The organism is Metabacillus sediminilitoris (assembly GCF_009720625.1).
Lineage (GTDB): Bacteria > Bacillota > Bacilli > Bacillales > Bacillaceae > Metabacillus > Metabacillus sediminilitoris.
In genome coordinates this window covers 350,422-374,820 of sequence record NZ_CP046266.1, presented here as the reverse complement: position 1 = coordinate 374,820, position 24,399 = coordinate 350,422, and the positions used below count along the sequence as shown (strand labels likewise).

Annotated in this window: 20 protein-coding genes and 1 pseudogene; 10 read left to right on the top strand and 11 right to left on the bottom strand. The window is 35.8% G+C overall.

From position 1 onward, the window contains the following. Positions 1-87: 87 nt before the first annotated feature. Positions 88-510: a MarR family winged helix-turn-helix transcriptional regulator gene (locus tag GMB29_RS01990; RefSeq protein ID WP_227551455.1), complete on the top strand. Its 423-nt coding sequence runs from the start codon at positions 88-90 to the stop codon at positions 508-510. Between the two features lie 158 nt (positions 511-668). On the opposite strand, the gene GMB29_RS01985 is transcribed toward GMB29_RS01990, so the two are convergent. From GMB29_RS01985 to GMB29_RS01970, 4 genes are all read right to left on the bottom strand, one after another. Continuing rightward, positions 669-1,784, bottom strand: a complete 1,116-nt coding sequence (locus GMB29_RS01985; protein WP_136355771.1) for a M20 metallopeptidase family protein — start codon at positions 1,782-1,784, stop codon at positions 669-671. A 423-nt stretch (positions 1,785-2,207) separates the two neighbouring features. After that, complete coding sequence (locus GMB29_RS01980; protein ID WP_136355769.1) at positions 2,208-2,798, bottom strand: TetR/AcrR family transcriptional regulator; 591 nt, start codon at positions 2,796-2,798, stop codon at positions 2,208-2,210. A 107-nt stretch (positions 2,799-2,905) separates the two neighbouring features. Beyond that, positions 2,906-3,613 carry a M48 family metallopeptidase gene (locus GMB29_RS01975; protein ID WP_136356091.1) on the bottom strand — a complete coding sequence of 236 codons (708 nt, stop codon included), beginning with the start codon at positions 3,611-3,613 and terminating at the stop codon, positions 2,906-2,908. Between the two features lie 29 nt (positions 3,614-3,642). Further along, positions 3,643-4,140, bottom strand: coding sequence for a YehS family protein (locus GMB29_RS01970; protein ID WP_136355767.1), 498 nt, complete (start codon positions 4,138-4,140; stop codon positions 3,643-3,645). 655 nt (positions 4,141-4,795) lie between these two features. On the opposite strand from GMB29_RS01970, the gene GMB29_RS01965 reads away from it, so the two are divergent. The 5 genes from GMB29_RS01965 (at position 4,796) to GMB29_RS01945 (ending at position 12,929) form a co-directional block, all read left to right on the top strand. Continuing rightward, positions 4,796-6,574, top strand: coding sequence for a sensor histidine kinase (locus GMB29_RS01965; RefSeq protein ID WP_136355765.1), 1,779 nt, complete (start codon positions 4,796-4,798; stop codon positions 6,572-6,574). A 78-nt stretch (positions 6,575-6,652) separates the two neighbouring features. Beyond that, positions 6,653-7,831: a response regulator gene (locus GMB29_RS01960; RefSeq protein WP_136355763.1), complete on the top strand. Its 1,179-nt coding sequence runs from the start codon at positions 6,653-6,655 to the stop codon at positions 7,829-7,831. 52 nt (positions 7,832-7,883) lie between these two features. Further along, positions 7,884-9,167 carry an ABC transporter substrate-binding protein gene (locus GMB29_RS01955; protein ID WP_136355761.1) on the top strand — a complete coding sequence of 428 codons (1,284 nt, stop codon included), beginning with the start codon at positions 7,884-7,886 and terminating at the stop codon, positions 9,165-9,167. Between the two features lie 551 nt (positions 9,168-9,718). Then, complete coding sequence (locus GMB29_RS01950) at positions 9,719-11,179, top strand: glycoside hydrolase family 68 protein (protein ID WP_136355760.1); 1,461 nt, start codon at positions 9,719-9,721, stop codon at positions 11,177-11,179. A gap of 139 nt (positions 11,180-11,318) precedes the next feature. Then, complete coding sequence (locus tag GMB29_RS01945; RefSeq protein WP_136355758.1) at positions 11,319-12,929, top strand: glycoside hydrolase family 32 protein; 1,611 nt, start codon at positions 11,319-11,321, stop codon at positions 12,927-12,929. A 363-nt stretch (positions 12,930-13,292) separates the two neighbouring features. Here GMB29_RS01945 and GMB29_RS01940 read toward each other — a convergent pair whose 3' ends face one another. Continuing rightward, on the bottom strand, positions 13,293-13,559 hold the full coding sequence (locus GMB29_RS01940; RefSeq protein WP_136355756.1) for a hypothetical protein: 267 nt from the start codon (positions 13,557-13,559) through the stop codon (positions 13,293-13,295). A 313-nt stretch (positions 13,560-13,872) separates the two neighbouring features. On the opposite strand from GMB29_RS01940, the pseudogene GMB29_RS01935 reads away from it, so the two are divergent. The 4 genes and pseudogenes from GMB29_RS01935 to GMB29_RS01920 all read left to right on the top strand — a co-directional run bounded on the left by GMB29_RS01935 (position 13,873) and on the right by GMB29_RS01920 (position 16,230). After that, positions 13,873-14,315 (top strand): annotated as a pseudogene (locus GMB29_RS01935) (NUDIX hydrolase). A gap of 29 nt (positions 14,316-14,344) precedes the next feature. After that, the gene (locus GMB29_RS01930) at positions 14,345-15,433 is read left to right on the top strand and encodes a glycosyltransferase (protein WP_227551450.1); all 1,089 of its coding nucleotides are present in this window, start codon (positions 14,345-14,347) and stop codon (positions 15,431-15,433) included. 18 nt (positions 15,434-15,451) lie between these two features. Next, positions 15,452-15,697, top strand: a complete 246-nt coding sequence (locus GMB29_RS01925) for a hypothetical protein (RefSeq protein ID WP_136355754.1) — start codon at positions 15,452-15,454, stop codon at positions 15,695-15,697. 38 nt (positions 15,698-15,735) lie between these two features. Then, a complete protein-coding gene (locus GMB29_RS01920) occupies positions 15,736-16,230 on the top strand; it encodes a HipA family kinase (protein WP_319941509.1) in 495 nt (164 codons plus the stop codon). Positions 16,231-17,069: 839 nt separating this feature from the next. On the opposite strand, the gene GMB29_RS01915 is transcribed toward GMB29_RS01920, so the two are convergent. The 6 genes from GMB29_RS01915 to GMB29_RS01890 form a co-directional block, all read right to left on the bottom strand. Further along, on the bottom strand, positions 17,070-18,053 hold the full coding sequence (locus tag GMB29_RS01915; protein WP_227551698.1) for a tRNA dihydrouridine synthase: 984 nt from the start codon (positions 18,051-18,053) through the stop codon (positions 17,070-17,072). A gap of 392 nt (positions 18,054-18,445) precedes the next feature. Further along, entirely contained in the window at positions 18,446-19,825 is a 1,380-nt protein-coding gene (rlmD, locus tag GMB29_RS01910; protein ID WP_136355747.1) for a 23S rRNA (uracil(1939)-C(5))-methyltransferase RlmD, read from the bottom strand. A 78-nt stretch (positions 19,826-19,903) separates the two neighbouring features. After that, positions 19,904-20,815 carry a diacylglycerol kinase gene (locus GMB29_RS01905; RefSeq protein WP_136355745.1) on the bottom strand — a complete coding sequence of 304 codons (912 nt, stop codon included), beginning with the start codon at positions 20,813-20,815 and terminating at the stop codon, positions 19,904-19,906. A 255-nt stretch (positions 20,816-21,070) separates the two neighbouring features. Then, positions 21,071-22,069, bottom strand: a complete 999-nt coding sequence (locus GMB29_RS01900; protein WP_136355743.1) for an inorganic phosphate transporter — start codon at positions 22,067-22,069, stop codon at positions 21,071-21,073. A gap of 19 nt (positions 22,070-22,088) precedes the next feature. Then, complete coding sequence (locus GMB29_RS01895; RefSeq protein WP_136355741.1) at positions 22,089-22,709, bottom strand: DUF47 domain-containing protein; 621 nt, start codon at positions 22,707-22,709, stop codon at positions 22,089-22,091. Positions 22,710-22,935: 226 nt separating this feature from the next. Then, positions 22,936-24,111, bottom strand: coding sequence for an AI-2E family transporter (locus GMB29_RS01890; RefSeq protein ID WP_227551449.1), 1,176 nt, complete (start codon positions 24,109-24,111; stop codon positions 22,936-22,938). Positions 24,112-24,399: the final 288 nt, after the last annotated feature.

Sequence of the window (24,399 nt, the reverse complement as noted above, 5' to 3'; positions counted from 1 at the left end):
CTTTTCTTCTTGTAATCATTGAATAGTGCGAGTTATTATTTTTAATAACCTATGCCCAGATGAAAGGTGAAAATTATGGAAGACTTCATGACACTAAAAAAACAGCTATGCTTTGCCATCTATGAAACTTCAAGTGAGTTCACTAAATTATATACGGCCGTACTTCACCCATTTGGTTTAACATACCCTCAATACCTTGTTCTTTTAGCACTCTGGGAAAAGGATGGTGTAACCTTAAAAGAACTTGGTGAAACATTAAATTTAGGTACAGGGACATTAACACCGATGATAGTACGAATGGAAGCAAACGGCTGGCTGCGAAAAGAAAGATCAACGGTTGATGTAAGAAAAGTTTATATCTACCTACAAAAGAAAGCCAATGATGAAAAACAGCCCATTACAAAAAAAGTTAGTGAAGAAATCTTAGCATGTAAGATTGAACTCGAAGAATACGAACAGCTATTGAAGCAGTTGAATCAATTGCACCTTAAACTGAAGGAACGGAAATAATGATTAATATATCCCTCATGTAAACTACTCCTTTTGCGGAGGCTTGTGTAGTTTAGAAATAACTATATGTATCTATAGTCTGCAAAAAAGCTGCCTCACATAAAGGAGACAGTTTTTTTGTATACTCTTTTCTAACAGTTATCTTTTGAATAAATGGTTTATAGTTCAGCTAGTCCTTTAAAAAGCTCAACAGCTGTTTCGATGATGTCATCGCGAAAATCATACTCAAAGGTATGTACGTGAGGATAATCTTCGCCATTCCCAATGTAGCACATTGCACCCTTAGTCAGCTTCAAATAGTGACCATAATCCTCTGAGCCACGGAATGCCTCTTTCATTTCAACTAGCGGAATCCCCTTTGCCTCACAAACTTGGCGGAACTTATCAGAGCTCTCTTTATGGTTTACTGTTTCAGGAAAAACATCATTGTAGGTAAAGGTTACCTTTAACCCATACTTATCCGCTTGATCCTTGGCAAGATCTTCAAGGTTTTTCTGAAGTTTATCCAATTCCTCTTCATATAGAGCACGGATCGTTAAGAGCAAGTCACCTTTGCTGGCTGATACACCAAATGCTCTTTCGCCGATATCTACTTGAACAACTGTACAAAGTACTACACCCTTATTTTTCTTCGGAGAGGTGAGCTCAGGAATAGCATTAATGATTTTAGCAATAGCGAAAGCTGGGTTTACCCCATCCTCCGGTTGGCTAGCATGAGCTGGTGAACCTTCCATATGGATCGTCATACCCCTTGAGGCACAGTGAGCTGTTCCATTGATTACGTTAACCGAATTGAAAGCCAAACCGCTCATGTTATGGTAAGCAAAAATTTCTTCGATGTTTTGTTCTTTAATAAAAGAGGCACACTGTGCAGCTCCATCTCCTGTTTCCTCTGCGTGTTGGAAAAGAAAAAAGATGTTTTTATCGGCGCCATTCTGGTCGATTTCCAGTGCAAATCCTGCAAGTGAAGCAGAGTGACCATCATGTCCACATTTGTGAGAAATTCCGGGGAACTGGGAAGCGTGTGGGATATCAATTTTTTCCTGCATTGGAAGAGCATCGAAATCAGCGCGGAAAGCTATGTTTTTCTTGTCCTCACCTGCACGATAGATCGCATAGAACCAAAGACCTTTATCGACGATTTCCAACTTTGTATGCGTTCTAAGAAAATCAATTAAATGCTGTTTTGTCCAAACTTCTAGATTCGATAGTTCAGGATGCTGATGCAATTCATGACGCAATTGTATGGCTAATTCTAGATTTTTCTTGTCCATGTATCTATCCCCCTTAAACTAATAGTTACAAGCTAATTTTTACTATTTCATTTGCCGAATCTAATATAAATATATATTATAATTATACATAAAATTTTATAAAAAACCTTTTATTTTGATTCAATTGATTTTCAATTGAAACTATCATCTGTAATATCAAAACAATCCCCCATCCATTTTAGGATTTAGCCAATTTCGTTCATTTAAAGACAGTAGTCTTCTAATTAGAGATGAGCAATTTGCGCTTCTCAAAGAGCTCTTAAAATCTGATTAGGGATTGTAGTGTACAAGGTATCCTAGAAGTATTGATTTTAATACAAATAAAAGAACTCGTTTTTAGTAATCTTAGCTAAAAATGAGTTCTTTCTGTTCTATTTTTCAAAAAGGATTATACAGTCGTTTCATTATGTAGGAAAAAGATTATTAGTCAGCAGTTACAATCCTTTTTGTATGATTTTCGTCTGCAATAATCTTTGGTAATAGATGGGAAATCGTTTTTAATGGATCACTAGCTTTTTGTGTTAAACACAGCATCATTGCACCTTCAATAGAAGCCGTCATCATGAGTGCAATCGATTGAGCCGCTTCTTTCGAAAATCCATCCTCCACTAACTTGTTCGAATAAATCCCTTGAATCTTTGTGTATAAGCTAGAACAAGCATATCGGACTGGTTCACTTAGTGACGCCATTTCGCTAACCATGCTGCTAAATGTATAACCAATAATCGTACCTTCCCGTTCAAAGTCAGCGACTAATTTCTCAATCATCACATGCAGGGCCTCTTGAGTCGTTTGATGTCGTTTGAAGATGTCCTCGATGTCAGTAGTAATCGCTTTTTCCATCGACTGAAGACAAGCAATGAGTAATTCTTCTTTTCCATTCGGAAAATGATGATAAAGTGAACCTTTTGTTATCTTACATTCTTTTAAAATTTCATTTAATCCTACACCCTTATATCCTTTTTGCTGGAAAAGAGTTGTTGCGATTTCGATTAACAGCGCTTTTGTATCCATTTCCTCGCTAACCCCCTCCATACTGACCGGTTTCCTCATACTTTATCAAAAGTTCTCTCGATCATTCAAGTTTTTGTAAATTTTTTATTTACAACTGTCAAAGACCCCTAAACAGTCATTTTCCAGTTCGATAAAGCCAGCCAGTGTTCTTTTTCCTTATAGTCAGGCATGATTTTCCCAACAAGACGCCAGAAGGAGCGGTCGTGATTTAGATGGACCATGTGACACATTTCGTGAACAACTACATAGTCAATTACCTCAAGTGGTGCCATTGCTAACCTCCAATTAAATGTTAATTGGAGGTTTGAATCACAGGTTCCCCATGTAGTTTTGCTATCTGAAATACGTATTGAACGTGGTTTTGTTTTAAAGTTACTTTGATAGGAGGAGATCCTTTCCTCTACTAAAGCCTTACATTGCTGATAATAAAATCTCTTCAATGATTGTTTTATTTTTTCATCATCAATCTGCTTCACATTTATATGGAGCTTTTTCTCTTCAAACACAACATGGTCTTGCTTTATATTTATATCTTGGAAGATGATTATGGGATAGGTGTTTCCTAAATAAAGAAAGCTTTCACCATTCTCATATACCTTTTTCTGTGGTCCATGCAGTCTATCCTTCATTTCTTTTACTTTTTTCTGAATAAGATCCCAATTTACCTCTAACATCCGAAGGACACTTTCATCAGGTGTTCCTTTTGGGGCCTGAACTTCAATATTTCCATAGTTATCTATCGAAATTCCTATGGAGGTTCGGTTTTTGTACTTGATCTCAAAACGTATTGTCTTACCTGAGTAAGTATATATCATGTCATCACCTGTAGAATCCTTTAATGCCATTATCCCCTGTATTTGATAGCTAGTCCTTTTAAGAAGTTTCTGGCGAATTTATCTCCGCACTCTTTATAATTCTTATGTCCTTCTTTTCTTAATAAGGCTCCAAGTTCTCCTTTTGTTACCGTTATTCCCGCGTTTCCAAATATATCCAGCATATCCTCTGTCGTTAATGTCAGTGCTATTTTGACTTTCTTTAAGAGGAGATTATTAACGTTTGTACTTTTCTTTTCGGATGGTTCCGGTGTATCAGGCTGTCCTGGTTTAGGCTCTTGTTTCCCTCTTTTGTAAATAATAAGGCCATTTAAAAATGAATCTAGCATACTGTTATTACATTGTATTTGATTGTCATTCTCTTCTACATCAGCATCTGACTTTATGAGTATCTTTACCACCTCTGGTACTGATAAATCCACCCCACCAAGTTTAAATATCTCTGCCATTTCTTTATTTTTTATTTCCAACGCATATCTCAATCGAATTAATATATCATTATTATCCATTTTTGACCTCCTATTTTAAAAATAGTCCCTGTCATCTAAAGCAACAGGCGCCACATTATTCAGTTTATCTTAAGTCTTTCTTAAGTCAATCTTTGCAACTGCCTCAGGCGTGTGTTGACTGCCTGTCACTATATTTAACCTACAATAGATAGCGGATGTATGCATTTTTAATACATCGCTGCCGGACAATCCGCTTTTTATTCTATAGCCTCAAGTTAACAATTTAATAACTCTTCATTATATCACTCCGTAACTAAATAACTTAGAATCAACGAGTAATTGGAAGGAATTGTAGTACAAAAATTAAGATTATTACACTATTTAATCCAATCTAACTACTTTTTGTAACAATTCAATATCTACTAGTACCTAAGATTCATTTCTCAAATCATGGCAGGGGTTTCATCTTTCAGAGTAACCGTTACCAAACTCAATTATAATAGGGAAATTGAGCATTTCTTGTCTATAATTTCAATGATTTACCCTATGTTGACTAAATTAATCAAATAGCATTAGATTTTAATAAAAGAGTAAGGGTAAAAGAGTGTTTGCTTCTTAAAGAGTTCTTATTAGTCGTTCATTATTCGTCATATCCAAACTTCTATTTATAAAAGCATGTTAATTTAGAATTCCTGAACGAAAGGAGCATTTTTAGATGAAAAGCATTCAAAGTCGCTTATTTCTTATGCTTCTTCTTTTTATCATCATACCGTATTTTTTATCTGTTTTTTTGATATATGGATATACAAAAGATAGAGTGGAACAGCAAGCACTTGAGGTCAGTAACAATCAAATGAATAAATTGTCAGAAGAACTGGAGCAATACTTTCAAGATATGATCAATCTTCCTTATATTCTTTATCGGAATCCTGACTTATTTCAGGTCTTCAGAAATGATAGTGAAGATTCAAGGTACTCTAACCCAAACTCAAGAGAAAAAAGCATAGAAACTTTTTTTCTTATGCGAAATGAAATCCGCCAGGTTCGTTTTTATCTTGATAGAAACAAAGAATCTTTTACCGCTTATAACGCTAAAGTCAGTGCTCCTAAATTGAAACCTGACTTATTAAACCAAGAATCAATTAAAAAACTTTATCAATCGAACGTAAACTATCTGATTGAGCCTCCTCATAAAATTGTAAATTATAATAATGCTGCGATTGTTCCTCAGTCGGACAACACAGTAGTTATGACGTTTCACCATAAAATAGTTGATGTGCTTTCAAATGAATTTCTCGGAATTATTACAATGGATATCGATCTAGATGGATATGCTCGTTTATGTAATACCCTCATTCAGGAGAATGAAGAATCTGTATTACTTGTTGATCCTAATGATCGTGTTATGTATGCAAGCGACACTACTCTTATCGGTAAGTCCGTTCCACCTAGCTTACTAGAGCGTATTAATGCTACAGATATTGATTCGGGAGAAGATATTTTATTATCGAAAACTTTATCTGGATCACTAAAACAATGGAAACTAATTAAGATAACTCCTAGTCATTTTTTATTTCAAGATGCAAGACAGACTGCATTTATAAACATACTCGTTGGAATTGGAGTAGGTATGATGGGGGTGCTAATGATAGGTTTTGTTTCATATAGAATCACTCGTCCAATTAAAATGCTTAGCCTAAAAGTGCGTTCTATTGAAGGTGGAAATATGAATGTCCCTTTTCATCATAAAAGAGAGGACGAAATTGGTCATCTTGAAAAACATATGAAGGATATGATGGACCGCATTAACCGCCACATTGAACGTGAATATAAACTAGACATTGAGAATAGAAAAAACCAATTTAGAGCACTAAAATCTCAAGTGAATCCGCACTTCTTATTTAACGCATTACAATCAATTGGAGCTGTTGCTCTACGTTCTCAGTCTCCAAATGTCTACCAATTAGTAACATCCTTATCCAAAATGATGCGATACTCTATCCGTGCCGATCAATGGGTCCTGGTACGCGATGAAGTGGATTATATACAAGCATACCTTTCCCTACAAATGGAACGTTTTGGAAACAATTTAAACATTTCTATTAACCTAAATGAAGAAATTCAAAGAATGAAAATCCCAAGCATGATTATTCAGCCGCTTGTTGAAAACTTTTTTAAACATTGTTATGAAGAAGGATTCCAAGATGGGCACTTAAGCATATACGGAGAAATAAAAGGAGAAACTTTAACTCTAACAGTAGAAAATGATGGCTCAAGTGTCACACTCTCAAAGTTGCAATCTTTAAGAGAAAATATTTACACTGCTCCTTATACAGGAACCTATTCACACGAACATATCGGTCTAAAAAACATACATGACCGATTGGTTTTAAACTATGGACAAAATGCAGGTCTAAAGCTAGATACGAAACAAGGACAAGGCTTTTTAGTTCAACTTGTCATTCCTCTAGAACCTAATGTATCAAACGATTAGAATACTTTCATTTATATCAACTCTATACAATTAGATTATTATTACATTAAAAATTTTTGTTAAGGAGGCTGGAACTGCATGAAGGCTCTAATTATAGATGATGAGTTCAATGTCCGTTATGTTATTCGACATTTAGGACAGTGGAAACAACACGGGATCACTGATGTTTTAGAAGCAGCTAATGGAGAGGAAGCAAAAAAAATAATAGAAAGACAAAATCCGGAAATTATATTCACTGACATAAAAATGCCCGGAATAAGCGGAATCGAAATCATGGAGTGGTTAAACTCAATCGCTTATTCAGGCAAAGTTATTTTCATAACAGGCTTTGACGACTATTCATTTATGCGAAAAGCCATTCAGTGCAACAGTTTCGACTATTTATTAAAACCGATTGAAGCTGATCCATTCAATAATACATTGGCAGCAGCCATTGAGTCCTGGCTGAGTGAAAAGGAAGAGCGTCAAAACAAAGAGAAAGGCGTACTCGAAGAGGTTAAAAGGTTTCGTATGAATCATGTCGTTACACAAGCTTGTTTAGGGGAACCTTTCGAAGAATTAGAAGTCGCTTCATTTCTTCCCCTTGCAGATGAATACGATGTGACACTCATTTCCTTTTATCATATGCATCATTCAGAACCATACATTCAATTATTAGCTGATGAGCTCTTTAATCAAGATTGGGGAAACGCATTTGCGCTTCAGCATGATCAAAATCTTTGTCTTATTATTTCTACACAAAGGCATTGGTTAGCGATTGAAGAATGGATTAGTCATCAATTTGACATTCCAGTTCGACTGGTTAGCGGGAAAACGTTACGTTTATTAAATGAAATACCTAGGTTGTACCAAGACTTACAAAAAGCGATGGATGACCAAAAATACCGATCGATACACCGTTTGAATGATTTGGATGATGCGCAGCGAATGCAAAACATTGTTGCTTATGTAGAAACGTATTATATGGAAGAACTAAGTTTAGAAAAACTGGCAAACCGGTTCTTCTTAAGTCGCGAACATATCTCAAGAAAATTTAAACAACAAACTGGAATGCCCCTATCCAAATACATTATGAATCTTAGAATTGATCAGGCAAAATCATGGCTAAGTGAAACAGATGAGAGTATTTTATCTATTTCATTAATGCTTGGCTATAAAGATGAAAAATACTTTTCAAAGCTATTCAAAAAGGTAGTTGGGATAACACCATTTGAGTATCGAAACTTAGATAAAAAACTTGCATTGACAAGTAGATAGATTGAAATCATTTCCGTATTTATATCTTGTGAAACATACTTGGGGTGAGTTGATGAGAAAAGAGATATTACACATGTTATTAATTGGAACTCTGAGCCTTTCTCTTGCAGCATGTCAAAAAAATAATACGGAGTCGACAACGAAAGAGAGAAAAATTGCCGAACAAAAAATCACCTTAAATGTAAGAAATCCTAAAGTAGAAATTTCAAAACAGTTCGAACAAATGGTAAAAGCTTATGAAAGGGAAAATCCTAACATAGATATTCAGATAGAAACTGTTGGTGGCGCAACTGATGATCTTGCCGATCTAAAAGCACAGATCGCTGCAGGTACAGGTCCTGATATTTTTACAAACATTGGATTCGAATATGCGAAATTATGGCGGAAATATTTAGAAAACCTTTCAGATCAACCATGGGTGAAGAATGCCTATAAGGATACATTATCCCCAATGACATTTAATGGAGAGATTTATGGTATGCCAGTTAACTTGGAAGGATACGGCTTTATTTACAATAAGGATTTGTTTAAACAGGCAGGAATCAATACGATACCAAAAACGCTAACAGAATTAAGAGCGGCCTCAGAACAATTACAAAAAGCAGGCATTACTCCTTTTGCTAATGGTTATTACGAGGACTGGAAATTGGGGGTACTTCTTTTAAATATCGCGTTCGCTCAACAAGAAGATCCAAACACATTTATAAAAAACCTCAATTCCGGTACAGAAAAAATCACCAATAATCAACAATTCAAGGATATCATTGATTTGTTGGATTTAACAATAAAATATGGAAATGATAATCCGCTAACAACGGACTACAATATGGAAGTAAATTTGTTTGCAACAGGAGCTACAGCAATGATTCTTCAAGGAAACTGGGTTCAGCCAATGATTGATCAATTATCGGCTGATATGAATATCGGTTTTCTTCCAATACCTATTAATGATGAACGTAAAAATGATGCCTTGGTCGTTAGTGTCTCAAATTATTGGGTAGTAAACAAACAATCAACATCCGAAAAGAAAAAGGAAGCAAAAAAATTCTTAAACTGGATGGTTTCTTCCCAACAAGGACAAACATTTATGACTGAACAATTTAAATTCATCCCTGCTTTTAAAAATATAGAGTCTAACCATTTAGGTCCCCTTGCCAATGATACATTAGCATATTACAAAGAAGGAAAAACCTTGAGTTCTAACTGGTTTCATTTTCCTGTCGGAGTAAGAGAAGAATTGGGATCTTCCATACAGTTATATGTCGGAAAACAGCTTCATCGCGATCAGTTACTGCAAGAGTTTCAGAAATCTTGGGATAGAGCTACTAGTCAGTAACCATGCTAACAACTATTTCAAGCTATTAGCGGACAGCCAAATGTTTATGTAATGTGAGATAGAAATTCAACTTAAAAACTGTACGAACCTCATCATCTATTTCACCTTAATCAAATGATATCGTTCACCCCCATTGTCGGGGTTTTTTTTCGTTAGGATTTTTTCTAAGAGATTGTTGAATTTAAAACAAAACTATTTCAGGTTGATTGGAGCAGATTGCGAGACTCCTGCGGGAGTAGCGGGACTGGTGAGACTCATGCAGGCGTTTACGCCGAGGAGGCTCACCGCCCGCCCCGCGGTCATCGTGCATCTCTCGCTGCAATCAACCTCACCGCATTACTTAGTAAATAGCAACAAATTTTGCAAAAATAGCCTTTCGTTAAAATCCCCCTATATATATCAATTTACGACTAAATTCTTATCAATCTATGACATATTCACAGAATCGTAACTACCCTATAATTCTATTTGTAGACAAGGACACGGTGGCACTTGAGCCGTTCTGGTAAGAACCACCCGTGTAACAACTAAAAATTCTAGGAGGACGACCGATGAACTTTAAAAGATTTGCCAAACAAGCAACAGTCGTAACACTTAGTACAGCTATATTATTAGGTGCGGGAGAATCGCTGACTTATGCGAAAGAAACAGACTCCCGAGATCACAATGAATCATATGGAATTTCCCATATAACACGTTCAGACATGCACAAGATGATTGAACAACAAGGTGATTCAAGATATACAGTACCTCAATTCGACGAATCTAAAATTAAAAATATCCCTTCTGCAAAAGGGTACGATGAGTTAGGTAACTTAATTGATTTAGATGTATGGGACACATGGCCGCTACAAAATGCTGATGGAACAGTTGCAAATTATAATGGCTACCAAATTGTTTTCGGTTTAGCTGGAGACCCTGATAGAGGATGGGACACTTTTATTTACATGTTCTATAAAAAAATTGGTGACACAGGAATTGATAGCTGGAAAAATGCAGGTAGAGTGTTTAAAGATACCGATAAATTCAAATCAGATGATCCTGTCTTAAGAAACCAAGCGGAAGAATGGTCAGGTTCAGCTACTTTAACTGAAGATGGAAAGGTTCGTTTGTTCTATACAAACCGTCATGGCTGGGATCCAGCACACAACTTCTACGGAAAACAAACATTAACAACAGCTCAAATCAATGTATCTGAACAAGGTTCAAACACGTTGAAAGTAGATGGAATTGAAGATCACAAATCAATCTTTGATGGTGATGAGAAATTCTATCAAACGGTTGAGCAAGCTTTTGGAAATGGTGATTATTCTGATAACCATACATTAAGAGATCCTCACTATATCGAAGAAAATGGTCATAAATATCTAGTATTCGAAGCTAATACAGGAACTGAAACTGGATACCAAGGTGAAGAATCTTTATTCAATAAAGCTTACTATGGCGGAAGTGACGTTTTCTTCCAAAATGAAAAAAGCAAATTGTTACAAAGTCCTAAGAAAGATTTAGCTCAAATTTCAAACGGTGCTTTAGGTATTATTGAAATTAATGATGATTATACGTTAAAAAGTGTTATGAAACCATTAGTTGCATCAAACACAGTAACTGATGAAATCGAACGTCCTAACATCTTTAAAAAGGATGGAAAATGGTACTTATTCACAAGTTCACGTGGATCAAAAATGACGATTGATGGAATTGACAATGAAGATATTTATTTACTAGGTTATGTATCAGATTCCTTAACTGGACCATACAAACCTTTAAATAAAACTGGACTTGTTTTACATCATGATCTTGATCCATATGATGTTACTTGGAACTACGCTCACTTTGCTATTCCGCAAGAAGGCAGTGATAATACAGTGGTAACAAGTTACATGACAAATAGAGGTTACTTCGAAGAGCACAAATCTACATTTGCGCCAAGCTTCCAGCTTAACATTAATGGCGACAAAACTTCTGTAGTGGAAAATAGTATCCTTGAACAAGGACAAGTAACAATAAAATAATTATAGAATTAATCAATACTTTTATCAGATAAAGTAAAAAACACAAAAAGAAAATGCCAATAAATCAATTGGCATTTTCTTTTTATATAAAAGCAGCTTACCTTTTTTAAAAGGAAAACAATAAGTGCGGTGAGTTTATTTGAACAAAAAAACATGTAATAAAAAATGGGTAAAATCGTTGAGCTTCATATTGATTGGATTATCTCTCATCATCGTAATCGGATTTTTGATTAATCAAATAAATAAATCAACAAACAAAAAAGAAGAAAATCCTCCTTCAAAGGAAGAGGATTCAACACCAGAAAATAATGAGTACTCGTATCGAGCTCAATACCACTTTACCGTACCGGATAAATGGAAAAACGATCCTCAGAGACCAATCTATATTGATGGAAGGTACCATTATTATTATCTCTATAATCGTGATTATCCAAATGGGAATGGCACAGAATGGCGGCATGCCACTTCAAAAGATTTATTGCATTGGAATGATGAAGGCGTTGCCATTCCCAAATATACGAATAAAAATGGAGATCCATGGTCAGGCTCAGTCGTGATAGACAAGGAAAATACAGCAGGGTTTGGAAAAGGTGCTTTCATCGCAATTGTGACACAACCTTCTGCAGATGGCGGCAAGCAGGAACAATTTCTATGGTACAGTAAAGACAAAGGAAAGACGTTTACCTCTTTTAGCGACAAACCGATTATGCTTAATCCAGGGACATATGATTTTAGAGATCCGAAAATCATTTGGGATAACAGAAATCATAAATGGGTCATGGTCATGGCGGAAGGATCGAAAATTGGTTTTTACGAGTCTCACAACCTAAAGAATTGGCATTATATGAGCAGTTTTGCTACAGAAAAAATTGGAATTTTAGAATGTCCAGATCTCTATTTGATGCGTGCTAATGATGGAACATTAAAATGGGTGCTGGGTGTCAGCGCAAATGGGAAATCAATCGATCAGCCAAATACTTATGCCTATTGGACTGGATATTTTGACGGTAAGGAATTTAACCCCGACCAGAATGAACCGCAATGGTTAGATTATGGCTTTGATTGGTATGGCGGAGTAACGTTTGAAGATGGAAAAGAAAGCGATAAATATAAAAAACGTTACGCCTTCGCTTGGATGAATAACTGGGCATATGCTCATAACACCCCAACATTGCAAGAGGACTTTAACGGAATGGATTCAATTGTACGTCAAATTGAACTAAGGCATGAAGGAAACAATCTATACTATTTAGCCTCACAGCCAATTGAAGCTGTAAATCAATTAACAACTTCAATAGACTCTTTTAAACAAATTGAAGTAAATGGCTCCGAAACACTTGCTGTCAAAGGCGATGTTTATCAATTAGAGGCAGATATCTCTTGGACAGAGATTAAAAATGCTGGCCTGCGGCTCAGAGAATCGACTAATCAGGAAAGCCACGTCGATGTCGGTATATTTGTTGATCCACTACAACAATACTCTTATGTTAATCGATTGATGGCCGGACACCCTGACGAAAGCAATCAAAATGTAGAAAGCAAAGCGCAATTTGATGGCAGCAAGCAGCAAGTTCACTTGAAGATACTTGTTGATAAATCTAGTATTGAAGTCTTTGTGGATGATGGAAGGATCGCTCATTCCAATTTAATATTCCCTGCAGCATATGATCAAGGCATTACTCTCTTCTCAGAAGGCGGAACAGCGATCTTCAACAATATTGAGATCAAACACCTTGAATCGACAAAATGAAACAAAGCAGATAACCTTTTATGGTTTTCTGCTTCTTCATTTTGTATGTTGTTAAAATACTTCTTCCAAAATCACCCATCAGACCACATTCACCGTAGGCCATTATAATTATCTACTCCGATAATTACATAATTTTTAAAAGTAATCTTTTGGCCAAGTGAAATCCAATAAATCCTGCGCAACCGTTTATTAGAATAATTTTCACGAAGTCAACCTTATTTATTCTCCCTTTTATAGTCTTGAAATTTATTATTCCTATTAGATAGGTGCGTAACTTTTATCCCTTCTTAACGGGCAGTAAGACGCCTACCTCAAGACTTCAAGAAAATCAAGGAAGGATAGGTTCTTTTAAATTCTGCCCTTTCAAATACTCCATAACGCGTAATTCAGTCCAACTTCAAAAAGCTGTGGAACAATATTAAGATCCTTCGCTGCTTCAAGTGCTTTCCCTTCTTTTATGGCTGCATTTGGATTGACATAAATTCCCACAAAACGATCTTCACTAATCTGAAAAACGGCACCTTGACTTCCTTTCACGATTTGTTTTAATTTGGTGGGATTATCGATTATTAGATTCTTTTTACCGCTCGTTTCAATTCTTTCAACTTTAATTAATGTAAAGTCATTCACTTACCATCACCCTCTTTTGGACAATCTTAACCTATCATATTAAAATCGATTAAGTGTTTTAGGTAAGTATCACTTTTTCAGAAAAATAGGTTAAATATTAATAGAATGAATCCGTTAAATAGTTGTGCTAAACTTCAAGGTCTTAAGTTTTCACAATAATTTATGATTTTTACAAAAGATTTACGGTCTTACAAAAAATACTGGAAAATATATCTTTGTCCGTTTCATATCTATTTCTTTATGAATTTAATAAAGAAGGATTACATGTGATAGCTTCTAAAAATAAGTGAATCATCAGGAAAGGAGGCATGTAATGGGATACATTGAAGAATTACGTGCACTCGTAGTACAAAACCTTTAGTCCTAACAGGTGTAACCGTTTTGGTTATCGATCGGCACAGACGATTTCTGATGGTAGAATCCGATAATATGTGGAAATTGCCTGGAGGCTTTATCGAATTGGGGGAATCTGCAGAAGAGGCCTGCAGACGTGAAATATTGGAGGAAACAGGTATTAACATAGGTAGCCTTCGACTAATTGGTGTTTTTTCAGGAAAAAACTATTTTACTAAGCTTCCTAATGGTGATGAATACTATCCTGTTACCATTGCATATGTGACAGAAGATATACGTAGTGGAGATCTAAAACCAGATGAAGATGAAATACAAAAAGTACAATTCTTTAAATTATCTGCTTTTCCAGAAGATTTATGTGAAAGGGATCGGCAAATTTTCAAAGCTTTATTGAAAATTTGATTTCTATAAGGAAGGAAGAGATATAAAAATTGAAATCTATCGTTTTTTATATCAAGGAACCTATTAAAATAAATCAGGGATTTATGTACATTCAGACTGTTAAGTTAAATCAGTATCGACCCATTGTAATAGGACCTTTCCCAAATAGCCACAATACTTTATTTCAGTTTGAACATTATTATAATTTGAGTGAAATTAAAGATCTGGGGGTCTTCTTTAAGGAGCAAAATGTTGTAGCGATTCACGCTCATCAAGGTAAGCATGCCCTTGTAATATTACCAGCCGCTATAAAGTATAACGTCCCTTTAATCGTCCATTTTCGAGGCCGTGATTCTTCAACCCAAACGGAAAAGAGATATCAGAAAAATCTTGAACGCTATCAACATTTAATAAAACATGGAGCTGGTTATTTCGCCGTTTGCCAATTTCTTGCAGAGGAATTAAAAAAATTAGGGTTTCCTGGAGACAAAGTTCATGTTTTATATGGCGGTCTGGATTTAAATCTATACTCCTTTACTGAACATTCCTTACCAAAGGAAGGGGAAATCAAAATATTATCGGTCGCCAGACTTGTAGAGAAAAAAGGATTTCTGACACTTTTTAAGGCATTTCAACGAATTCAACATGAATACCCGCGAACAACATTGCACATTATTGGAACTGGCAAAGATGAAGAGAAATTAAAATCATATATTCATGAACACAAATTAAACAATCGTATTTTTCTTAGAGGACCAATGGATTCAAAGAAAATTTCAAAGGAATTAAGAGAGGCACATCTTTTTTGCCTAGCCAGTGAAACAGGTGTAGATGGTGATGTCGAAGGGATTCCAAATGCATTAAAGGAAGCCATGGCCAGTGGATTACCAGTCGTCTCGACCTATAACGGGGGGATTCCAGAATTAATCAAGCATAAAAGTACAGGATACCTTGCACCCGAGAAAAATGACTTTGAATTGGCTCAAGGGTTAAAATACTTCCTAGATCACCCAGAAGAATGGAAAGGATATACCGAACGTGCAAGACAGGTGATCGAAGAAAAATTTGATTCCAATAAACAAATTCAAGAACAACAAAGGCTATACGCCTTAATTGAAAACAATTTAAAAAAGAAATAAGTAGGGGGTCAATTCTTTATGGGACAAAGCAATATCAGTAAGGAACAGCCGCTTTACCCTGTTAAATATGTACAAGAGTTAAGAGGGGGAACGGCTCATGTCATACTTTTTAATGATGGTAAAGAATATGCGGTGAAGTGGTTTGGAGTAAAGAAGGAAGAGGAAAAGAAGTGGTCAATGAATATGTGGTTGCCAAATTGGCACAACTCCTTTCACTTCCGATCATTCCATTTAAACTTGTCTATATTCCAGAGGATTTTCTAAAGTAAACTCCGGAACTTCAACAAAAGAAACATAACTATATTTCTGGATATCATTTTGGTTGCGTCTACATTAAAAACAGTATCCCATTCGAAGATGTCAGATTAACTCCTCCTTCCCCTGCAGAAGTTAATAATCGAGATCAACTTGCAGGTATAATGGTATTTGACCAATGGTTGAATAACTCTGATAGAGGTACAATGAATGTTATTTTAGAACGTCTTGGTAACGGCAGTTACTGCATCCATATGATTGATCACGGAAGATGTTTTCCAGGTGGCTACCAATGGACAACCCAATCGCTTAATAATGAGCCAGCTTATAACTTCCAATGGCCATTTTATAAATGGGTGTACACTATTTTAAATGATACCGAGGAACTAACATCGTATATAGATAAAATTGTAGATTTGCCAAACGAAAAAATCTATGAAGTTATGACTTCTATCCCTGACGAATGGAATGTAAGTACAGAAGAACGAGACGCTCTCTACCATTTTCTATTAAAACAGAAAAAAACTTGCCAAATATCGTAAATTAATATTATCAAGTATCAAAGCAATCTTAAATAAAGCTGGATTAGAACAAAATTTTCTTTCGGTAACACATTACCCATATTAAAAACATTCAACTTTAAAAAATGTAGCTCAAATTAATAAGGAGCTGCTTTTTATCTTTTAAACTTTCCATTGAATCTCTACCAGCAGTCGTTATAACAAGAAACGTAAAAAGGTAATTCTCATAATGAAGACTTCCAACAGTAGGGGTTTTCGGAGCATAGGTAGTGCAAGTTCAGACCTTATCACCTAGAGCCTAACTGACTTTTCTAAGAGCTGAAGCTCTTAGAAAAGATCTTGTCGCACTTATCGAATCTTTACTGGCGTTGATCCCCTACCTATCCTTCTCGATTTTCTCGAGTTTTGTGGTAGGGGTCTTACTGCCCGTTAAGACGGGATAAACACAAACAAGAACTTCTTCAAAGTCTCAATTTTTTTATGAATGAACGACAGTGATTTTACATCGATTAATAGATAGACTGGAAATGGAAGAGGTTAGTACACCTCGAATTTATTATTGATTCTCCATTCCGACATTTATATTGCAGCAAAAAAACCTTAATGGATTCCTGTTGCTTCTTTTAAGACTAGATGCGACACACACTCCACATGTGCAGAGTGTATGTGGCAACACAAGGGTGCTGGTGGGTTTATTACATTCTTAAGACCTTTTTCTTTCAGAAAACAGACTTTATCAAAACAAAAGTTGCCGGCTGCAAAGGAACTTGAAACTAAATAAAATAAGTACACATGAGTTGATGTGATTCATTTTTTCTCTAACTATTTGAGAGTTACATCCTTTCACCGTCCCCGTCCCATCAACATTCTTTTCCAAAGTTATCAAGCAATGCACGCACTTCATCTGTTGATTTCGTGTTCATCAATTGATTTCTTAATTCACCAGCTCCACGGAATCCTTTGACATAAATTTTGAAAAAGCGATGAAGCCCTGTGATTGAACGTGGCAGTGCTTCCGCATATTGATCTTGAAGATCAAGCTGCAGTCTTAAAAGATCAAGGTATTCTTTACTGCTATGCTCTTTTGGCTCTTTTTCAAAAGCAAAAGGATTTTTAAAAATACCTCGCCCGATCATAACGCCATCAATACCATATTGTTCAGCAAGCTGCAGCCCAGTTTGACGGTCAGGAATGTCTCCATTGATTGTTAGCAGCGTATTTGGTGCGATACGGTCACGTAATTTTTTGATTTCCGGAATTAGCTCCCAATGCGCATCTACTTGGCTCATTTCCTTTCTTGTACGTAAATGAATAGAAAGGTTCGCAATATCCTGTTTAAAAATATGCGTTAGCCACTCCTCCCACTCCTGAACCTCCTTATAGCCAAGTCGTGTTTTCACGCTGACAGGCAGTCCGCCCGCTTTTGCTGCTTGAATAAGCTCTGCCGCAACGTCTGGACGCAGAATAAGGCCGCTACCCTTCCCTCTCGATGCCACATTCGGTACAGGGCAGCCCATGTTAATATCGATGCCTTTAAATCCTAGCTCTGCCATGCCAATACTCATTTGACGGAAATATTCGGGATTATCCCCCCAAATATGTGCCACCATTGGCTGTTCATCTTCTGTAAAAATCAAACGGCCACGCACACTTTTCATGCCCTCTGGATGACAATAGCTATCCGAGTTTGTAAACTCTGTGAAAAATACATCCGGTCGACCGGCTTCACTTACTACGTGACGAAAAACAACATCTGTCACATCTTCCATTGGTGCAAGTACAAAAAATGGTCGAGGTAAATCACGCCAAAAATTATCTATCATTTCAAACTCAAATCCTCTCACTATGGATACAACTTCAAACTCTCGGTCAAAAAATATAAAGTAGACTTCCATCAGTTGGGGTTTTCCTTCATCCCCACTGATGGTTAGTCGCCCTTATCGGACCTTTACGGGCAGTTGATCCCCCACCTAGCTGCTTTGTATACTCATCATCTTGAGATAGGGGTCTTACTGCCCGTTAAGAGTGGGATAAAGCCAAATGTTCCACTTCTTTTACACTTATATCATGCTTAATAACTTATTATCAAACACAAGTACATTTAGACATTTATAATTTGTGAAAAACTATTGTGAAAATCGGCAATGTTTATTTTAACGAAAATTGGTCCTGAATGGTATTTTTATAAACAAAAAAGCAGATGGTATAGATTTTTTCTATATCAACTGCTTATCTATTATACCAACTCCAACCACGCGACCGCTTCACAATGCGTCGTATGCGGAAACATATCCACCGGCTGCACTTCTACAGTCTCATACCCACCCTGCTCAAGAAAATGAAGATCACGCGCCAAGGTCCCAGGATTACAAGACACATATACCACACGCTTAGGCTTCATATCCAAAATCGTCTTAAGCAATGCTTCATCACAGCCCTTTCGCGGCGGATCAACAACGATGACATCTGCTTTATTCCCTTTGTTATACCATGCAGGAATGACAACCTCGGCTTCACCAACAGCAAATTCTGCATTTGTAAATCCATTAAGTTCTGCATTTCTCTTTGCGTCTTCTATCGCTTCCGGTACGATTTCGACTCCAAATACTTTTTTTGCTTTTTGAGCAAGGAATAATGAGATTGTGCCAATACCGCAATAGGCATCAATAACTGATTCAGTTCCTGTAAGCCCTGCATACTCTAATGCCTTATCATATAATACCTTTGTTTGCTCAGGGTTTACTTGATAGAAGGATCGTGCAGAGATAGCAAACTTAACATCGCCGATTTTGTCATAAATATATTCTTCGCCCCAAAGGACATTTGTATCATTGCCGAAAATGACGTTTGTACGCTTATTATTAATGTTTTGAACAATTGATTTCACTTGCGGAAATTTTGCTGTGATTTCGTTAATAATTTCATTCTTTTGTTGGAAGTCTGCTGTTTTTGTTACAAACACAACCATCATTTCCTTCGTAACAAGGCCATAGCGTACCATAATATGACGGAGACAGCCTTTGTGCTTTTCTTCATTGTAAGCACGAATCCCATATTTCTCGCATATTTTCTTTACAGCTTGTACCACATCATCATTTTCAGCTTGCTGAATCAAACATCTTTCCATATCTATAATATCGTGGCTCCGCTTTTGGTAAAATCCTGCAACTAATCCGCCTTCACGTTCTCCGATAGGTACTTGGGCTTTGTTTCGGTAGTTCCAAGGTTCGTTCATACCAATGGTAGGATGAACCTTGACTTTGTGTAAATCTAATTTTCCAATTCTAGTAAGAACTTGCTCAACTTGCTTTTTCTTAAAAAGCAGCTGACCTTCATAGCTAAGATGTTGAAGCTGGCAGCCGCCACATTGTGAATAGATTGGGCAAGGTGCTTCGGTGCGATTTTTACTTTCTTCATATAGTTCAATTAGGCGTCCAAACGCAAAGCCTTTTTTCACCTTGATAATTTTTATTTTCCCACGTTCGTCTGGCAGCGCATTTTCTACAAAAACAGGAAACCCTTCTATTTTCGCAACACCTGCACCTTCATGGGTTAAGTCCTCAAAGGTCACATCATAATATTCATTTTTTATTACTGGTGCTTGAATTTTTGACATATTGTTTCTTCCTTTTCATGCAATCTTTAGTTGAAACCTAATCGTTAAAAAAACTTGGCCATTGTTCTGCCAAGTTTCTTATTCTTCCATTTGTCTTGCTTTTTCTGATGATACTAAAAACTCAATATGCTGATACATGTTAACGAATTCGCCTGGAAGCAGACCACCGTATTCACCATCAAGATTTAATTGCATTTTATCTTTATTCGTAACCTTTACTCGATTTGCTTTCGTATAAATAATATGTTCATCATTTATATGTTCACCACGTATAGCCAGAGTTGCAACGCGAATAAATTCTGCTAAGTTTGCTTTTTTCAAGATTAACAAATCAAACATGCCATCATTTAAACTTGAATCTGGCGCTAACTTTTCAAATCCTCCAACTGAATTTGTCAGTGAAACTAGAAATAACATGATTTCACCTTGAAATAACTTTCCATCATATTCAATTTCGACTTCAACAGGGCGTAAAGATGGCAGCATCTCCATACCTTTTAAATAGTAAGCAAGTTGTCCGACCATTGTTTTTAACTTACTTGGCACCTCATAAGTCAACTCTGTCAAACGACCCCCACCTGCAATATTGATAAAGTATTGGTCATTCACACGTCCGATGTCAATTTTTTTAGGTTGTCCCTGTAAAATAGCCTCAACTGCTTGAGTGACATTATTTAACGGAATTCCTATAGCCCGTGCAAAATCATTTGTTGTACCAACAGGAATAACAGCAAGCTGTGGTCTATTTTGAAGCTCGGCAATACCATTAACTACTTCATTAATTGTGCCATCTCCGCCAGCTGCAACAATTAGATCAAAGCCGCGTTCACTTGCTGCTTTAGCTGCTTGAATTGCATCTCCTTCACAAGTTGTTGCATGACATGACGTTTCATAACCAGCTTGTTCAAACTTTTGTAAAACCTCAGGTAAATGCTTTTTAAAAAGCTCGCGTCCTGAAGTTGGATTATAGATAATTCTTGCTCTTTTCATCCCCATCATCCCTATTAACTAATAATGTATAGCCTATTTTTATAAAAATAAATTATGTTCGCCTTTGATACATGTATAACTATATCCATATCATACCCAAACAAAACGTTATTTACCTTTAAATGCCCAACTATTATTATCACCATTTTTATTAAGAAATGTAAAGTTATTCAATCATTTATTTCATAAGATAAACCAAAAGACTCTACTTTCATTAAAGTAAAGTCTTTTGGTTTTTCTCGTATGCATTTTTATTTAAAAGAATAAATTCAAAATTTGATAAATAATTCCCGCTAAAATCGCTGAAATAGGCAAGGTAATAATCCATGTAACAACGATTTTTCTAGCTACTCCCCATTTTACTCCTTTTACACGCTGTGCTGAACCTACGCCCATAATTGCAGAAGAAATAACGTGTGTTGTACTTACAGGAAGATGGATCGTTGTAGCTCCAAATATAATTAAGGCAGAAGATAAATCCGCAGCCGCACCGTTAACAGGACGGATCTTCATAATTTTACCGCCGACTGTCTTAATGATTTTCCAACCACCAATTGAAGTCCCTATCCCCATTGCGGTAGCCGCAGCAATTCGAACCCAAAAAGGGATGTCATCTGAAGTGTGATAGTTTGCAGCAATAAGGGCCATCGTAATAATCCCCATTGCCTTTTGGGCATCATTTGTTCCGTGAGTAAAGGATTGTAAAGCAGCTGTCGCTACTTGAAACACTCTAAATCCTTTATTAGATTTATATAAATTCGTTTTTCTAAAAATAATTGCAAATAAAGTCATCATGATAAATCCGACAGCTAAAGCCAAAAATGGCGAAACAACTAGTGCCTGAAGGATTTTAATAAAACCATTCCAATTCAGGATGCCAAAACCCGCAGCAGAAATGGCTGCACCTGCGATCGATCCAATTAATGCATGTGAAGAACTACTAGGAATGCCATAATACCATGTAATTAGATTCCAAGTAATTGCAGCAAGAAGTGCAGCTAAGATAACCACTGAACCGTTTTCTAACGCAAATGGATCGACAATATCCTTTGTTATCGTTTTTGCTACTCCTGTAAATGTCAAAGCTCCGATAAAGTTCATGACTGCCGCTAAGATGATCGCCTTTCTAGGTGACAAAGCACGTGTTGACACAGATGTTGCTATTGCATTAGCGGTATCATGAAATCCATTGATAAAATCAAATGCTAGAGCACATATAACAACTAAGATCGTTAGTAGTAGAAGTGTATCCATAATCGTATCTTATGCTCCCTTACGCGTTACGCATGATAATGGTTTCAATAGTATTTGCTACATCTTGCGAGCTATCAGATATCTTCTCAAGCATTTCGTAAATTTCTTTATGCTGGATAATTTTGATTGGATCTTTTTGGATAGCAAATAAATGTTTAATCGATACACGTAAAAGCTCATCACATTTTGATTCAATATCTTTAATCTCGATTGAATGCATTCTCATATCAAGTAATTTTTTATTCGATAATAATTCCATTGCTTTTCTGATTTCAATCGTACTTTTGTAAATATACGATACAAATTTTTCAATATATTCATCAAATGCTGTAAAAGAGAACATTTCATAATACGCTACACATTGTTCCATACCATCTAGAACATCATCCATTTTCATTGCTAATTGTAGAATATCTTCCCGTTCAATTGGTGTAATAAACGTTTTATTTAAATCTACAATTAATTCGTGTATATATGTATCTCCCTTGCTTTCATAACTCTTCATGACTGTAGCAATTTCTTTTAGATCACTAACATTTTTTACTTTTACTTCAATTAAGTATTTTGCAGATTCTTCGATGTTATTAGCAATTAGTAATAACTTCTCGAAGAACACATCTTTTTTTGTTCCAAATACCATTTGAAAACCTCCATTAAATAGGATCTATTTTTTCTTCATCCAATGTATTATTTTATGGGTTTTTGTCGAATTTACAACAACTTATTAAAAAATTTACAAAATCTTAACATTAAACCCCTTTTGGAATTAATATTCTATTAAAATTTACCATTTGTAATAAGACATGACTTCCATTTTTGACTATATGAGGGATAAAAAATCACAGAGGTAAAAGGCCACTGTGATTTTAGTTTGTTTCGTTATTTTGCTCTAATGAGTCAATTTTATTTTCTTTATATAGTTCACTTCTCGTTTTAACCCATTCAAACAAATGTGTTGCAATGACCTTTAAAATTGCATATCCCGGTACCGCCAAAATGACCCCTTTAACTCCAAATAAATTACCTGCTGTTAAAATAACAAATATAATTGTAATTGGATGAATATGGAGATTTCTTCCCATGATTTGCGGTGAGATAAATTTCCCCTCGATCAATTGCACAACAGTCCAAACAATGATTAATTTAAGAAGCATGATTGGCGATGTAACGATTGCTATGATTAATGCAGGGGTAATTGCAATGGCAGGTCCTAAATATGGGACAACACTTGTAAATGCAGCGATTAAAGCTAATAATGAAGCATATTCAAGCCCAATGATAAGAAATCCAATAAACATTAGAATTCCTATACAAAAACTCACAATAATCTGCCCTCTAATATAAAGACTGATACTGCTATTGATCTCCTTCATTACTTCAAATGACTGGCTGCGTAATGGAATAGGTAAAAATTTTAAAATATAGGAAGGAAGTTTCATTCCATCCTTTAATAAATAAAACAAGATAAACGGTAAAATAATTAAAGCTAATAAGAAATCCTTAACAACACCTACAAATGTTCCAATTCCCGTCCATGTGTTGTTAACTAGTTTTGTAACTTGGGTAGAAATATTATTAGCAAGATCTGCTACATCAATATTTAACGTTTTTTGTGCTTCATATACAAATTTACTACCCACAATTTGTTCAATTAAAGCCTCAACATCTCTCGCATATTGTGGGAATTTCTGTACCAAACTCATAACTTGCTCTCGCAAGAAAGGAATGACAGATACAATTAAAATGCTGATCAATCCAATGATAAGGATATATAACAAAAGAATGGAATACACTCTTTTTACCTTTAGCTTTTCAAGATAATTAACGATAGGGTTTAGCAAATAATAGAATACCGCTGCCATTATAATAGGTAATAGCACTGTTTTAAAGAGTACCTCAAAAGGTGTAAAGATAAACGAGACCTCTCTAAAAATTAAGATATTGATTCCTATTAATAATAAAACGAGTAAGAATAGGACAAAACGATTATTCAAGATAAACTTCTTGAACATTTCACTCTTAAAATGTCGTGAATTTTCCATCAACTACTTTCCCCTCTCAAACAATACACGCGTACAAATGAATATTCCTTACTTTATAGTACCTTTTCATTTAAGAGATTGTAAACTATATGAAAAAACTATTTTTTTATCAAATAGTGCGAGACTTCCATTATTGCACGTTTTTCTCCAGTTGGAAGTTAGCGGACTTATCACGCTTTGTAAAGCCACATTATCTTTTGCTAAACTTGGATCCGGCCCCTAGCTTCCCTCATAGAAAGCAGCGGTTTCATATCCGTTATTTGCGTTCACCCTCGCTCCTCATTTCAT